Origin of the sequence: Variovorax sp. TBS-050B, assembly GCF_029893635.1 — a bacterium.
In the GTDB taxonomy this organism is placed as follows: Bacteria; Pseudomonadota; Gammaproteobacteria; order Burkholderiales; family Burkholderiaceae_C; genus Variovorax.
The window spans coordinates 3,163,131-3,177,126 of sequence record NZ_JARXYR010000002.1 but is presented as its reverse complement, the minus strand read 5'-3'; the positions used below and the strand labels follow the sequence as shown (position 1 = coordinate 3,177,126).

Genomic DNA, 13,996 nt, shown 5'->3' with positions numbered 1-13,996 from the left:
TTCAGGTCGACGAACCCGCGGCGCGGCTCAGGTGCCGCTCGTCGGGCGCGCGCCGGCGCAGCTTGTCGAGCAGCACGTACACCACCGGCGTGGTCAGCAGCGTGAGCAGCTGGCTCGCGACCAGGCCGCCGATGATCGCCACGCCCAGCGGCTGGCGCAGCTCCGCGCCCTGGCCGAAGCCGATCGCGAGCGGCAGCGCGCCGAGCGCGGCCGCGAGCGTGGTCATGAGGATCGGCCGGAATCGCAGCAGGCAGGCCTCGCGCACCGCCTCGACGGCCGAGATGCCGCGCGCGCGCTCGGCCTCGAGCGCGAAGTCGATGATCAGGATCGCGTTCTTCTTGACGATGCCGATCAAGAGGAAGAGCCCGATCAGCGCGATGATCGAGAACTCCATGTTGAACAGCAGCAGCGCGAGCACCGCGCCCACGCCGGCCGAGGGCAGCGTGGTCAGCACCGTGACCGGGTGCACCAGGCTCTCGTAGAGCACGCCCAGCACGATGTAGATCACCACGATCGCCGCCAGGATCAGCGCCAGCTGCTGCCCCTGCGACTGCTGCGCCGCGAGCGCCGTGCCCTGGAAGCTGCCGCGCACGTTGGTCGGCATGGCGATGTCGGCCTCGGCCTGGGCGACGATGCGGCGCGCGTCCTGCAGGGTCACGCCCTCGCCCAGGTTGAACGAGACGGTGCTCGCGAGCTCGGTGTCCTGGTGGTCGATCGAGCTCGGCACCGCGCGCTCGCTGATCTTCGCGATCGCCGCGAGCGGCACCATCAGCGTGGTGTTCGACGCCAGCGCCTGCCCGGTCGAGGCGGTGCGCAGCCCCGGGTTGGCCGAGGTGGTGGTGGAGGTGCCGGTGCTCGCGTCGGTGGTGTTGGCGAGCGAGCTCACGGTGGCGGCGCCGCTGGCGCTGGTGGCGGTGGTGAGCGTCGAGGGCACGTAGAGGTCCTTCAGCACCACCGGCGCGCGCTGGTAGCGCGGCGCCCATTCCATGATCACCGAGTACTGGTTGAGCTCGTCGTAGATGGTCGCGACCGAGCGCTGGCCGTAGGCGTTGTAGAGCGCGCTGTCGACCGCGCTCGAACTCACGCCCAGCCGCGCGGCGCTCTCGCGGTCGACCTCGACGTAGGTCTCCACGCCGTTGTCGGACTGGTCGCTGTCCACGTCGGTCAGCGCGGTCTCCTGGCGCAGCCGGTCGGCGAGCCGGGCGGTCCAGGTGCGCAGGTCGGCCAGGTTGTCGCCCTTGAGCGTGTACTGGTAGGTCGAGTTGCTCGAGCGCCCGCCCATGCGAAGGTCCTGCACCGGGCTCAGGAACACGCGCAGGCCCGTGAGCTGGTTGAGCTGCGGCCGCAGCCGGTTGATGACCGCGGCCGTCTTCTCGGTGCGCTGCGAGGCCGGCTTCAGGTTCACGAACATGAAGCCGCCGCCCGAGCGGCTGCCGCCCGAGAAGCCCACCACCGTGTCGACCGCCGGATCCTTGTGGATGATGTCGACCGCCTGGCGCAGCTTCTCGGCGAGCGCGACCGAGGAGATGCTCTGGTCGGCGCGCAGGCCGGCGTTGAGCTGGCCGTTGTCCTGCTCGGGGAAGTAGCCCTTGGGGATGGCGGCGAACAGGTAGACGTTGAGGCCGACCACGGCGAGCAGCACCACGACCACCACCGCCTTGCTCGCGAGCGCCCAGTCGAGGCTGTGGGCATAGGTGCGCAGGCTCCACTGGTAGGCGCGCTCCGCGATCCGCGCCAGCCGCCCGGGCGGCTTGCCGCCGGGCACCTCGGGCCGCAGCAGCATCGCGCAGAGCATCGGCGTGGTGGTCAGCGAGATCACGAGCGAGATCAGCACCGCCACCGACAGCGTGACCGCGAACTCGCGGAACAGCCGCCCGATCTGCCCGTCCATGAACAGCAGCGGAATGAACACAGCGACGAGCGACAGGCTGATCGAGAGCACCGTGAAGCCGACCTCGCGCGCGCCGCGCAGCGCGGCCTCCATGCGGCCCATGCCGGCCTCGATGTGGCGGCTGGTGTTCTCGAGCACCACGATCGCGTCGTCCACCACGAAGCCCGTGGCCACGGTCAGCGCCATCAGGCTCAGGTTGTTGAGGCTGTAGCCCAGCAGGTGCATCACGCCGAAGGTGCCGAGCAGCGACACCACGGTGGCCACGGCCGGGATGATCGTCGCGCGCGCACGGCGCAGGAACAGCCCGACCACCAGCACCACGAGCGCGACCGAGATCATCAGCGTGGCCTCGATCTCGCGCAGCGAGGCGCGGATCGAGTTGGTGCGGTCCGAGGCGACCTGCACCTCGATGTCCTGCGGCAGCTGCGCGCGCAGCTCGGGCAGCAGTTCGCGCACGCCGTCCACCGTCTCGATGATGTTGGCGCCCGGCTCCTGCGTGACCAGCACGATCACCGCCGGCTGGCCGTTGAACAGGCCCAGCGTGCGCGTGTTCTCCACGCTGTCGATCACGCGCGCCACGTCGCCGAGCCGCACCGCCGCGCCGTTGCGCCAGGCGATCACCATGTCGCGGTATTCCACCGCATGGCGGCCGGGGGCCGGCGTATAGATCTGCAGCCGGCGGTCCTCGCTCTCGATCGCGCCCTTGGGCCGGTTGGCGTTGTTGGCCTGGATCGCGGCGCGCACGTCCTCGGTGCTGATGCCATAGCGGTTCAGCGAGAAGGGTTCGAGCTCCACGCGCACCGCCGGCAGCGAGCCGCCGCCGATCTCGACCTCGCCCACGCCCTCGACCTGCGAGAGCTTCTGGCTCACGATGTTCGACACCGCTTCGTAGATCTGGCCCGGCGTGCGCGTCTTGGAGGTGAGCGCGAGGATTGCGATCGGCGCGGCCGTCGGGTTGCGTTTGCGGTAGCTCGGGTTGCTGCGCAGCGTGGCTGGCAGGTCGGCGCGCGCGGCGTTGATCGCGGCCTGCACCTCGCGCGCGGCGCTGTCGATGTTGCGCGAGAGGTCGAACTGCAGGCTGATGCGGGTCGAGCCGTTGGAACTGGTCGAGGTCAGCTCGTTGACGCCCGCGATCACGCCGAGCCTTCGCTCCAGCGGCGTGGCGACGCTCGATGCCATGGTGCTCGGGCTCGCACCGGAAAGGCTGGCCGTGACCGAGATGGTCGGAAAGTCCACCTGCGGCAGCGGCGACACCGGCAGCACGAAGAAGGCCGCGATGCCGGCCAGCGCGATGCCGATGGTCAGCAGCACCGTCGCGATCGGACGCTCGACGAACGGCCTCGACAGGTTCATGCCGCTTCGGCCTCCTGCCTGCGCCCGAAGCGGCGGCCCAGCCGGTGGAAGGCCAGGTAGACCACGGGCGTGGTGAAGAGCGTGAGCACCTGGCTCACGACCAGGCCGCCGAAGATCGCGAGGCCCAGCGGCCGGCGCAGCTCCGCGCCCTCGCCCCAGCCGAACATCAGCGGCAGCGCCGCGAACAGCGCCGCCAGCGTGGTCATCAGGATCGGGCGGAAGCGCAGCAGCGCGGCCTGGTGGATCGCCTCCTGCGGCGACTTGCCCTCGCGCCGCTCGGCATCGATCGCGAAGTCGATCATCATGATCGCGTTCTTCTTGACGATGCCGATCAGCAGGATGATGCCGATGATCCCGATCACGCCCAGGTCGTTGCCCGTGAGCATCAGCGCGAGCAGCGCGCCCACGCCGGCCGAGGGCAGCGTGGAGAGGATCGTCAGCGGATGGATGTAGCTCTCGTACAGCACGCCGAGCACGATGTACACGCACACCACCGCCGCCAGGATCAGCCAGAGCTGGTTGGTGAGCGACTTCTCATAGGCGCCGGCGGCGCCGAGGAAGGTCATGGTCATGCTCGCGGGCATGCCGATCTCCTTCGCGGCCGCGCGGATGGCCGCGACCGACTTGCCGAGCGCCACGCCTTCGGCCGTGTCGAAGCCGACCGTGGCCGATGGGTACTGCGCCACGTGGGTGACGGCGAGCGGCGCGGGCTGCTCGCGCACCGTGGCGATCGACGACAGCGTGGTCGCGGCGCCGCTGCCGGTGCGCAGCTGCAGGTTGCCGAGCAGCTGCGGCGACGACAGCGCCTCGCGCTGTGCTTCGAGGATCACCCGGTACTGGTTGGTCTCGGTGAAGATGGTCGAGACGATGCGCTGGCCGAAGGCGCTGTAGAGCGTGTCGTCCACCGAACTCGCGGTGACCGAGAGGCGCGAGGCGGTGTTGCGGTCGATGTCGACGTAGGCCGCCAGCCCCTTCGCGCCCGCGGTGGTGGTGGCGTTGCGCACCAGCGGCTCGCTGCGCAGCCGTGCGACCAGCTTCTGCGCCCAGGTGTCGACGGTGTTGGTGTCCACGCCTTCGAGCGAGACGCGGAACTCGGTCGGGCCGGTCTCGGCGTCGATGGTCAGGTCCTGCGTGGGCTGCAGGTAGAGCGTCACGCCGGCCACCGCGCGCACGCGCTCTCGCAGCCGCGCCATGGTCTGCTGCTGGTCGCCGCGGTCGGGGCGCATGTTGATGAGCATGCTGCCCGTGTTGAGGGCCGTGTTGTTGGCCGCGTCCACGCCGACCACCGAGCTCACGCTCGCGACCTCGGGGTCGGCCAGGATCGCGTTGGCGGCCTGCTGCTGCAGCTCGGCCATGCGCGTGTACGAGACGTCCTGCGCCGCCTCGATGCGCGCCTGCAGCTGGCCGGTGTCCTGCGTCGGGAACAGGCCCTTGGGAATCACAACGTAGAGCAGCACCGTGAGCGCGAGCGTGGCGACCGCCACCACCAGCGTGAGCGGCTGGTGGCGCAGCACCCACTGCAGCCACACGTCGTAGCGTGCGATCACCCTGTCGAAGAAGCGCTGCACGCCGGCACCGAAGCGGCCGCCCTCCTCGGCCTGAGGCTTGAGCCAGCGCGCCGACATCATCGGCACCAGCGTGAGCGAGACCACGGCAGAGATCAGGATCGTGATCGCGAGCGTGACCGCGAATTCGCGGAACAGGCGCCCCACCACGTCGCCCATGAACAGGAGCGGGATCAGCACCGCGATCAGCGACACCGTGAGCGAGATGATGGTGAAGCCGATCTGTGTCGCCCCCTTGAGCGCGGCCTTGAACGGCGGATCGCCCTCCTCGAGGTAGCGCGCGATGTTCTCGATCATCACGATCGCGTCGTCCACCACGAAGCCGGTGGCGATGGTCAGCGCCATCAGGCTCAGGTTGTTGAGGCTGTAGCCGAGCAGGTACATCAGCCCGCAGGTGCCGATCAGCGAGATCGGCACCGCGAGGCTGGCGATCACGGTGGCGCGCACGCTGTGCAGGAAGAAGAAGATCACCAGCACCACCATCACCACCGCGAGCGCGAGTTCGAGCTGCACGTGCGAGACCGAGGCGCGGATGCCGGTGGTGCGGTCGCTCAGCACCTCGAGCTTGAGCGAGCCCGGCAGCGAGGCCGCGAGTTCCGGCAGCTGGCGCTTGATGGCATCGACCGTGCCGATCACGTTGGCGCCGGGCTGGCGCTGCACGTTCAGGATGATGGCCGGGTAGAGGGTCGGCGTCGCGTCGCCCGCGCGCAGCGCGGCCCAGGCGCCGAGCTGCGTGTTCTCTGCGCCGTCGACTACGCGCGCCACGTCGGTCATGCGGATCGGCGCGCCGTTCTTCCACGCGACGATCAGGTTCTTGTAGTCGTCCGCCGTCACGAGCTGGTCGTTGGCGTTGATGGTGTAGGCGCGCCGCGGCCCGTCGAAGCTGCCCTTGGCGCTGTTGGCATTGGCCGCGCTGATCGCGCTGCGCAGCGTGTCGAGGCCGATGCCCACCGATGCGAGCGCGTTGGTGTCGGCCTGGATGCGCACCGCCGGCCGCTGCCCGCCCGAGAGCGACACCAGCCCCACCCCGCCAACCTGGCTGATCTTCTGCGCGAGCCGCGTGTTCACGAGGTTCTGCACCTCTGTGAGCGGCATGGTCTCGGAGCTCACGGCCAGCGTGAGGATGGGCGCATCGGCCGGGTTGACCTTGGCATAGACCGGCGGCGCCGGCAGGTCGGCCGGCAGCAGCGAGCCGCCGGCGTTGATCGCGGCCTGCACCTGCTGCTCGGCCACGTCGAGCGTCTGATCGAGCGCGAACTGCAGCGTGACGATGGACACGCCCGCCGAGCTCACCGAGCTCATGCGGTTGAGCCCCGCCATCTGGCCGAACTGGCGTTCCAGCGGCGCCGTGACGGTGCGGCTCATGACCTCGGGGCTCGCGCCCGGGTAGAGCGTCTGGACCTGGATCGTCGGGTAGTCGACCTGCGGCAGCGCGGCCAGCGGCAGCAGGCGCAGGCCGACGAAGCCCGCGAGCACGATCGCCACCATCAGCAGCGCCGTGGCCACCGGCCTCTCGATGAACGGACGGGAAGGACTCATCGCGTCACTGCGGCGGACGCTGGCGCCGCCGCTCTCCACCGCCCTCCCCGCGCGCGCCGCGCGGACCGGAGGCGGCGCCGCGCGGGCCCGCCGCGGGGCGGTCGCCCTGCAGCTGCACCACCGCGCCGTCCTTGATGCGGTCGCCGCCTTCGGTCACCACGTTCTCGCCGGCGCGCAGGCCCGAGGTGATCGCCACCACCTCCGCATTGGCCTCGCCGCGCTTGACCGCGCGCATCGAGACCGTGCGGTCCTCGTTGATCACGTAGACGTAGTCGCCGTTCGGGCCGGTGCGCACCGCGGTCACCGGCACCACCACCGCGCGCAGCTTGCGCAGCAGCAGTTGCACGTTGACGAACTGGCTCGGGAACAGCGTGGTCTGCGCATTGCCGAAGCGCGCCTTGGCCTTGACGGTGCCGGTGGTGGTGTCGACCACGTTGTCGAGCGTGGAGAAGGTGCCGGTGTCGAGCGTCGCGGCGCGGGTGCGGTCGAAGGCGGTCACCGGCAGCGGCTCGCCGCGGGCCAGTTGCGCCTGGATGTCCGGCACGCGGTCCTGCGGCACCGAGAACTGCACGTCGATCGGGTTCATCTGCGTGATGACCGCGATGCCGGTGGTCGCGTTGGCCGTGATGGTGTTGCCGGGGTCCACCGCGCGCAGGCCGATGCGGCCCGCCACGGGCGCGGTGATGCGGGTGTAGTCGAGGTTGAGCCGGGCCGCGGCCTCGGCGGCCTGGTCGGTGGTGACGGTGCCTTCGAGCTGGCGCACCAGCGCGGCCTGGGTGTCGACCTCCTGCCGCGCGATCGAGTCCTGCCCGAGCAGCGTGCGGTAGCGCGCGAGCGTGACGCGCGCGGCCTCGAGCTGGGCCTCGTCGCGCTGGCGCGTGCCGCGCGCCTGCATCAGCGCCTGCTCGTAGGGGCGCGGGTCGATGCGGGCGAGCAGCTGGTTCTTCGCGACCGTCTGGCCTTCGGTGAACAGCACCTCGGTCAGCACCCCGCCGACCTGCGCCTTGAGCGTGATGGTCGCGAGCGGCGTGACGGTGCCGAGCGCATCGATGGTCACGGGCAGCTCGGTTTCGCGCGCGGCCGCATGGCCGACCGTGACCGTCGCGCCGCCGAAGCCCGGGCCGCCCGCGGCGCGGTCCTTGCGGTGGATGAGATACCAGGCGCCTGCGGCCAGCGCCGCGAGCAAGAGCAGCGCGAGCAGGCTTCCGAGCCAGAGTCTGCGGCGCGAGGGCTGCCGCGGCGGGGGGGATGAAACGGGGTGTGCCGGTGGGACAGCAGGCGAATCGCCGGAAGAAGACTCGGGGGTCGGTGATTCCATGGGGTGTGCAGTGCGCAAGAACAGCCGCTAGTGGAGCGCCGGATCGTAGCGCGCCTGTCTTACGAAGCGTAAAGCGGCGGTAAAGCTGGCCGAAAGAGCGGCATTTCGCGCCCGCGCAGCGCATCCCGCGCCGCCGTGGCGCATTCCGTCGCAGCGCGGTGGTGCCGCGGCGGGGGCGGCGGCACAGTCCGCCCATCGAACCCCTCACTGGAGAACCACCATGCTGCTGCAGATCATCGTTCACACGCCCAAGTGGGTTTTTGCCGTCTTCGCGCTGCTGCTGTGGCTGGGTGCCAAACAGCTCCGGGCCGGCCGCGCCGGACTCGGCCGGATCACCGCGACGTCGCTGGGCATGACGGGGCTGTCGCTCGCCGGCGTGATCTCGGCCTTCGGCGAATCGGCCGGCGCGCTGCTCGGCTGGGGCGTGGCAGCGCTCGCGCTGGCGCTGCTGGTGCTGCAGGCGCCGGTGCCCGCGGGCATCCGCTACGCGCCGGCCACCCGCAGCTTCGAGCTGCCCGGCAGCGCCGTGCCGCTGGCGCTGATGATGGGCGTGTTCTTCACCAAATATGCCGTGGGCGTGGCGCTCGCCATGCACCCCGAACTGCAGCGGCAGGCCGCCTTCGCGGTCGGCATTCCGATGCTGTACGGCGCCTTCAGCGGCATCTTCGCGGCGCGGGCCCTGCGCCTGTGGAAGCTCGCCGCCCGCAGCGCCGCCCTCACGGCCGAAGCGCGCTCGGCCTAAGATCGCCGACCGCTTCATCGACTTCCCCTCAACCTTCGTTCCTGGAGAACCGTCATGAACCCCGCACAACGCCTCGACACCGCTTCCGCCACCGAACTCGAGAGAACCGCTCGCCGCCGTGCCGGCGCCAAGATGGGCTGGTACATCCATGCCTTCGTCTACGTGCTGGTCAACCTCGGACTGGTCGGACTCTCGGCCTCGCGCGGCCACAACTGGGCGGTGTACCCGCTCATGGGCTGGGGCCTGGGCCTGCTGATCCACGGCGCGGTGGTCTGGTCGGTCGCGACCGGCGGCGGCCTGTACGACCGGCTGGTGGCGCGCGAGCGCCGCGCGCTGCAGAAGGAGAAGGCTTGACCCAGACCGGGGCGCCCGCCGCGGAGCCGCGCTTCGGCGCGCGCGACCTGCACGACCTGCTGCGGCACGGCCTGATCACCGCGGCGTGCTGCTGCGTCATCGCCGCGGTGATGGTCGGGACGATGAATTCGCCCGACGGCACCTGGAGCCGGCAGCTCGTCTATTCGCTCTCGATCGGGCTCATCAGTTGGCTCCTGATCGACGTGGGCCGGCTGCTGCTGAGCGGCAACGACGGCTCCCGCTGGCCGAGCGGCGCGCGCGGCGTGGTGCTGGTGGCGGTGAGCGTGACCATCGGCTTCTTTGCCGGCCAGGCGATCGGCGACGCCTTCAGCGGCCGGCCGATCCTGGCGTTCTACAAGCTCGGCAAGGCGCGCACGGTCGCCACCATCACCGTCACGCTGGCGGCCACGGCCGGCATGACCTACCTTTTCTACAGCCTGGGCAAGAGCCGGCACATGCAGAACCAGCTCGACCTCGCGCGGCGCAATGCCACCGAGGCGCGGCTCAAGCTGCTCGAGACCCAGCTCGAACCGCACATGCTGTTCAACACGCTGGCCAACCTGCGCGTGCTGATCACCACCGACCCGCCGCGCGCCGTTGCGATGCTCGACCGGCTCAACAGCTACCTGCGCATGACGCTGGCCGGGTCGCGCGCGCTCGCGCATCCGCTCGCAGCCGAGTTCGACCGCCTTGCCGACTACCTCGAACTGATGTCGGTGCGCATGGGCGAGCGCCTGCGCTACACGCTCGAGCTGCCGGACGACCTGCGCGATGCGCCCGTGCCGCCGCTGCTTTTGCAGCCGCTGGTGGAGAACAGCATCCGCCACGGCCTCGAACCCCAGGTCGAAGGCGGCGAGATCGCGGTGCGGGCGCGCCGCATCGACGGAGAGCTCGTGATCGAGGTCAGCGACACCGGCGTCGGCTTCGACCCGGCGGTGCCGGCCGCCCCCCGGCAGGAAGGCGGCGGCTTCGGCCTCGACCAGGTCCGCGAGCGGCTGGCCGCCATGTACGGCGAGGCGGGCCGCATCGAACTGGCCGCCGCTCCCGCGGGCGGCACCCGTGCCGTCCTGCACCTGCCCCTGCAGCCATCCGCATGAACCTGCCCACCCCCACCACTCCCACCGCCCTGATCGCCGAGGACGAGCCCCTGCTCGCCCAGGCGCTGCGTGCCGAACTGGCCGCGGCCTGGCCCGAACTCCAGGTGCTCGCGGTCGCCGGCGACGGCAGGAGCGCCGTGCGCGAGGCGCTGCGCCTCCTGCCGCAGGTGCTGTTCTTCGACATCCGCATGCCCGGGCTCGACGGCCTGGGCGCCGCCGCCGAACTGGCCGACAGCTGGCCCGCCGACCGGGCGCCGCTGCCGCAGCTCGTCTTCGTGACCGCCTACGACGAATACGCCGCCCGCGCCTTCGATGCCCAGGCCATCGACTACGTGCTCAAGCCCGTGCAGGCCGCTCGCCTGCACAGGACCGTGCAGCGGCTGCAGCAGGCGCTGCATGCGCAACGCCCCGCCGCGCCCACGCCGGCCGGCGAGGAGATGCTCGAGCAGACCCTGGCGCAGTGGCGCCGCCTGCTCTCGGCCGCGGCCGGCCAGGACGGCACCGCGCCGCCGCAGCCCGTCGCCGCGCCGCTGCGGATGATTGCCGCGAGCGACACCGGCGGCGCCACCGTGCGCATGGTGCCGATCGACGAGGTGCTGTATTTCGAAGCCGCGGACAAGTACGTGCGGGTGCTCACCGCCACGCAGGAATACCTGATCCGCACCCCGCTGAAGCAGCTGCTGCCCCAGCTCGACGCGCAGACCTTCTGGCAGGTGCACCGCGCGGTGGTGGTGCGCAGTTCGGCCATCGAGGCCGTGCACCGCGACGAGGCCGGCAAGCTGCACCTGGACCTGCGCGGCCGGGCCGAGAAGATCCCGGTGAGCCGGCTCTACGCCCATCTGTTTCGCGCCATGTGAAACGGCGGCGCGGCTTCGGAGCGCCGCCGCGCACGAAAAAAAGCCGGTCCCGCAAAGGACCGGCTCTTGTCGGCAGGCTGGTGCCGGCGGGCTGCCCCGCCGCGCGCTCAACGCCAGTGGCGATGGCCGCGGTAGTAGCCGCGCGGGCCGTAGTAGTAGGCCGGCGGCGCGTAGTACACCGGGGCCGGACGGTAGTAGACCGGCGGCGGCGGGCGGTAGTACACCGGGGGCGGCGGCGCGTAGTACACCGGCGCGGGCGCCGCGTAGACCGGGGCCGGATAGTAGGCGGGGCTGCCCACGCCGACGGCCACGCCCGGCACGCCCACGCCGATCGACCAGCTCACGTCGCCACGGGCACTGGCCGACGTGGCACCGAACAGCGCGCCGGCTGCCACGACACCCGCGGCAGCCCATTTGAAGAAGGTTGAACGTGTGAGGCTCATGATGTGGAACTCCTGGTTGGGGCGTTGCCGCCCATGTGCGTATTGAACGCGCCAAATGCAAACCGGTTGCCCGCCGCAATGTGAAGAACGTTGCCAAAGGTAACTGCGCTGACAGCCTCCTAGAATGCCGCAATGACCTCCCCGAACGACAAAGACAGCGCGAAAACCGCCGCTGCCCCGAGCAATTTCCTGCGCCACGTGATCGAGAACGACCTGGCGCAGGGCGCCTATTCCGGCCGCAAATGGGGTGGCTCGCCCGGCGACGCCGCCCACCACGCCCAGGGCATGCACGACCCCGCCAAGGTGCGCCTGCGCTTCCCGCCCGAGCCCAACGGCTACCTGCACATCGGCCATGCCAAGAGCATCTGGCTCAATTTCGAGCTTGCCCGGGAATACGGCGGCGTGTGCCACCTGCGCTTCGACGACACCAACCCCGAGAAGGAAGAGCAGGAATACGTCGATTCGATCCGCGACGCGGTCCGCTGGCTCGGCTACGAAACCTACCTGGCCGACCGCCCGAGCGCGCCCGGCACGATGCAGCCGCACGAATACTTCGCGAGCGACTACTTCGACTTCATGTACCGCGCGGCCGAATACCTGATCGGCGCCGGCCTCGCCTACGTGGACGAACAGAGCGCCGACGAGGTGCGCGCCAACCGCGGCGACTTCAACACGCCCGGCACCGACAGCCCGTTCCGCAACCGCACGCCCGAAGAGAACCTCGCGCGCTTCCGCGAGATGCGCGATGGCAAGCTTCCCGACGGCGCCGCCACGCTGCGCGCGAAGATCGACATGGCGAGCCCCAACATCAACATGCGCGACCCGGCGCTCTACCGCATCCGCCGGGCCACGCACCACAACACCGGCGACAAGTGGTGCATCTACCCGATGTACACCTACGCCCATCCGATCGAGGACGCGCTCGAGCAGATCACCCATTCGATCTGCACGCTCGAATTCGAGGACCAGCGCCCGTTCTACGACTGGCTGCTCGACCGCCTCGCCGAAGGCGGCCTGATCGCGAGCCCGCATCCGCGCCAGTACGAGTTCGCGCGCCTCAACGTGACGCACGTGCTCACGAGCAAGCGCAAGCTGCGCCAGCTGGTCGAGGAAAAGCACGTCGACGGCTGGGACGACCCGCGCATGCCCACGCTCGCCGGTCTGCGCCGGCGCGGCTACACGCCCGAGGCGCTGCGGCTGTTCTGCGAACGCAGCGGCACCACCAAGTCGGGCGGCTGGATCGACTACGCGAGCCTGGAGGCCGCCCTGCGCGACACCCTCGACCCGGTCGCGCCGCGCGCGATGGCCGTGCTCGACCCGGTCAGGCTCGTCATCACCAATTGGGGCGAACTGATGGGTGGCGATGAGGTGCTCGACGACTGCTCGGCCCCCGTGCATCCGCACCACCCCGAGATGGGCAAGCGCAGCTTCAAGCTCGGCCGCGAGGTCTGGATCGAGCGCACCGACTACGAGGACGTGCAGCCCAAGGGCTTCTTCCGCCTGTTCCCGGGCAACAAGGTGCGGCTCAAGTACGGCCACGTCATCGAATGCACCGGCGCCACGCGCGATGCCGACGGCCGCCTGGTCGAGGTGCAGGCCACGCTCGTGCCCGACACCAAGAGCGGCACGCCCGGCGCCGACGCGATCAAGGTCAAGGGCAACATCACCTGGGTGGCCGCGGCCGACGCGGTGCAGGCCGAGGTGCGGCTGTACGAGCGGCTGTTCGCCGAAGCCCATCCGGGCAGCGGCGAGCTGCTCGAGGAACTGAACCGCGACAGCCTCCAGGTCTGCCATGCCTACGTCGAACCCTCGCTCGCCGACGCGAAGCCCGAGGCGGCGTTCCAGTTCGAGCGCCACGGCTACTTCGTGCGCGACGCCAAGGCCGCTGCCGAAGGCCAGCGCGTGGTGTTCAACCGGGCGGCCGGCATGCGGGACAGCTGGAGCAAATGAGCAGGCTGCCCATGGACCGCCGCCGTCTCCTGCTGGGCGGCGCCGCGCTGCTCGCCCTGCCCGCCGGTGCCGCGAGCACGCGCAAGTCCCGTTCCGCCGCGGCCCCGCCCCCGGTCTGGCCCCGCGCCTCGCCGGTGCCCGGCGGCGTGGCCCGCCTGTCGCTCGGCCCCGCGGCCGCGCGCCCGCTCGCAAGCGTCGGCGGCAGCGATCCCGCCCAGCCGGTGCTGGTGCTCGGCGATGCCATCGAATGGACTGCCATCGTCGGCATTCCGCTGTCGGCCGAGCCGGGTGAAGCGAGCATCTCGGTGCAGGCCCGGCCCGACGCCGCGCCGCGCCGGATCGCCTACACCGTCGCGCCCAAGCAGTACCGCGAGCAGCACCTGAGCGTCGCGCCGCGCACCGTCGACCTCTCGGCCGAGGACCAGGCCCGCTACGAGCGCGAGCGCGACCACCTCGCCACCGTGACCGCCACCCGCACCGAGCTGCGCCCCGATGCGTCGCTGCAGATGCGGGTGCCCGTGCCCGGCCGCCGATCGAGTTCCTTCGGCCTGCGCCGCGTGTTCAACGGCCAGGCGCGCAATCCCCACAGCGGCATGGACATCGCCGCCGCCACCGGCACGCCCGTGCTCGCGCCGCTCCCCGGCCGCGTGATCGACACCGGCGACTACTTCTTCAACGGCGGCACCGTCTGGCTCGACCATGGCGGCGGCCTGCTCACCATGTACTGCCACCTGAGCCGCATCGACGTGAAGGCCGGCGACCAGCTCAAGACCGGCGAACAGCTCGCCGCCGTGGGCGCCACCGGCCGCGTGACCGGGCCGCACCTGCACTGGTCGGTGATGCTCAACCGGGCGATGGTGGATCCGGCGCTGTTCGTGGCGGGTTGA

At 70.8% G+C, this 13,996-nt stretch carries 10 protein-coding genes; 6 read left to right on the top strand and 4 right to left on the bottom strand.

Annotated elements, in window-relative coordinates; genetic code table 11:
• Position 1 precedes the first annotated feature (1 nt).
• Genes M2165_RS17755 through M2165_RS17745 form a run of 3 tightly spaced genes read right to left on the bottom strand, consistent with a single transcriptional unit; the run spans position 2 to position 7,666 of the window.
• Positions 2–3,244 (bottom strand): efflux RND transporter permease subunit, encoded by a 3,243-nt coding sequence (locus M2165_RS17755; protein WP_280815904.1) that lies wholly within the window; start codon positions 3,242–3,244, stop codon positions 2–4.
• Positions 3,241–6,348 carry an efflux RND transporter permease subunit gene (locus tag M2165_RS17750; protein WP_280815903.1) on the bottom strand — a complete coding sequence of 1,036 codons (3,108 nt, stop codon included), beginning with the start codon at positions 6,346–6,348 and terminating at the stop codon, positions 3,241–3,243. Before M2165_RS17750 ends, M2165_RS17755 begins: the two co-directional genes overlap by 4 nt.
• 4 nt (positions 6,349–6,352) lie before the next feature.
• On the bottom strand, positions 6,353–7,666 hold the full coding sequence (locus M2165_RS17745) for an efflux RND transporter periplasmic adaptor subunit (RefSeq protein WP_280815902.1): 1,314 nt from the start codon (positions 7,664–7,666) through the stop codon (positions 6,353–6,355).
• A 220-nt stretch (positions 7,667–7,886) separates the two neighbouring features.
• Here M2165_RS17745 and M2165_RS17740 point away from each other — a divergent pair, with 220 nt between their 5' ends.
• The 4 genes from M2165_RS17740 to M2165_RS17725 are packed head-to-tail and all read left to right on the top strand — an operon-like array spanning position 7,887 to position 10,716.
• Positions 7,887–8,408: a DUF6622 family protein gene (locus M2165_RS17740; protein WP_280815901.1), complete on the top strand. Its 522-nt coding sequence runs from the start codon at positions 7,887–7,889 to the stop codon at positions 8,406–8,408.
• A gap of 54 nt (positions 8,409–8,462) precedes the next feature.
• Positions 8,463–8,762 (top strand): 2TM domain-containing protein, encoded by a 300-nt coding sequence (locus M2165_RS17735; protein ID WP_280815900.1) that lies wholly within the window; start codon positions 8,463–8,465, stop codon positions 8,760–8,762.
• The gene (locus M2165_RS17730) at positions 8,759–9,859 is read left to right on the top strand and encodes a histidine kinase (protein WP_280815899.1); all 1,101 of its coding nucleotides are present in this window, start codon (positions 8,759–8,761) and stop codon (positions 9,857–9,859) included. Before M2165_RS17735 ends, M2165_RS17730 begins: the two co-directional genes overlap by 4 nt.
• On the top strand, positions 9,856–10,716 hold the full coding sequence (locus tag M2165_RS17725) for a LytTR family DNA-binding domain-containing protein (protein WP_280815898.1): 861 nt from the start codon (positions 9,856–9,858) through the stop codon (positions 10,714–10,716). Before M2165_RS17730 ends, M2165_RS17725 begins: the two co-directional genes overlap by 4 nt.
• A gap of 107 nt (positions 10,717–10,823) precedes the next feature.
• On the opposite strand, the gene M2165_RS17720 is transcribed toward M2165_RS17725, so the two are convergent.
• Positions 10,824–11,159 (bottom strand): hypothetical protein, encoded by a 336-nt coding sequence (locus M2165_RS17720; RefSeq protein ID WP_280815897.1) that lies wholly within the window; start codon positions 11,157–11,159, stop codon positions 10,824–10,826.
• Between the two features lie 132 nt (positions 11,160–11,291).
• Here M2165_RS17720 and M2165_RS17715 point away from each other — a divergent pair, with 132 nt between their 5' ends.
• Positions 11,292–13,109, top strand: coding sequence for a glutamine--tRNA ligase/YqeY domain fusion protein (locus tag M2165_RS17715; protein WP_280815896.1), 1,818 nt, complete (start codon positions 11,292–11,294; stop codon positions 13,107–13,109).
• Complete coding sequence (locus tag M2165_RS17710; protein ID WP_280815895.1) at positions 13,106–13,996, top strand: M23 family metallopeptidase; 891 nt, start codon at positions 13,106–13,108, stop codon at positions 13,994–13,996. Before M2165_RS17715 ends, M2165_RS17710 begins: the two co-directional genes overlap by 4 nt.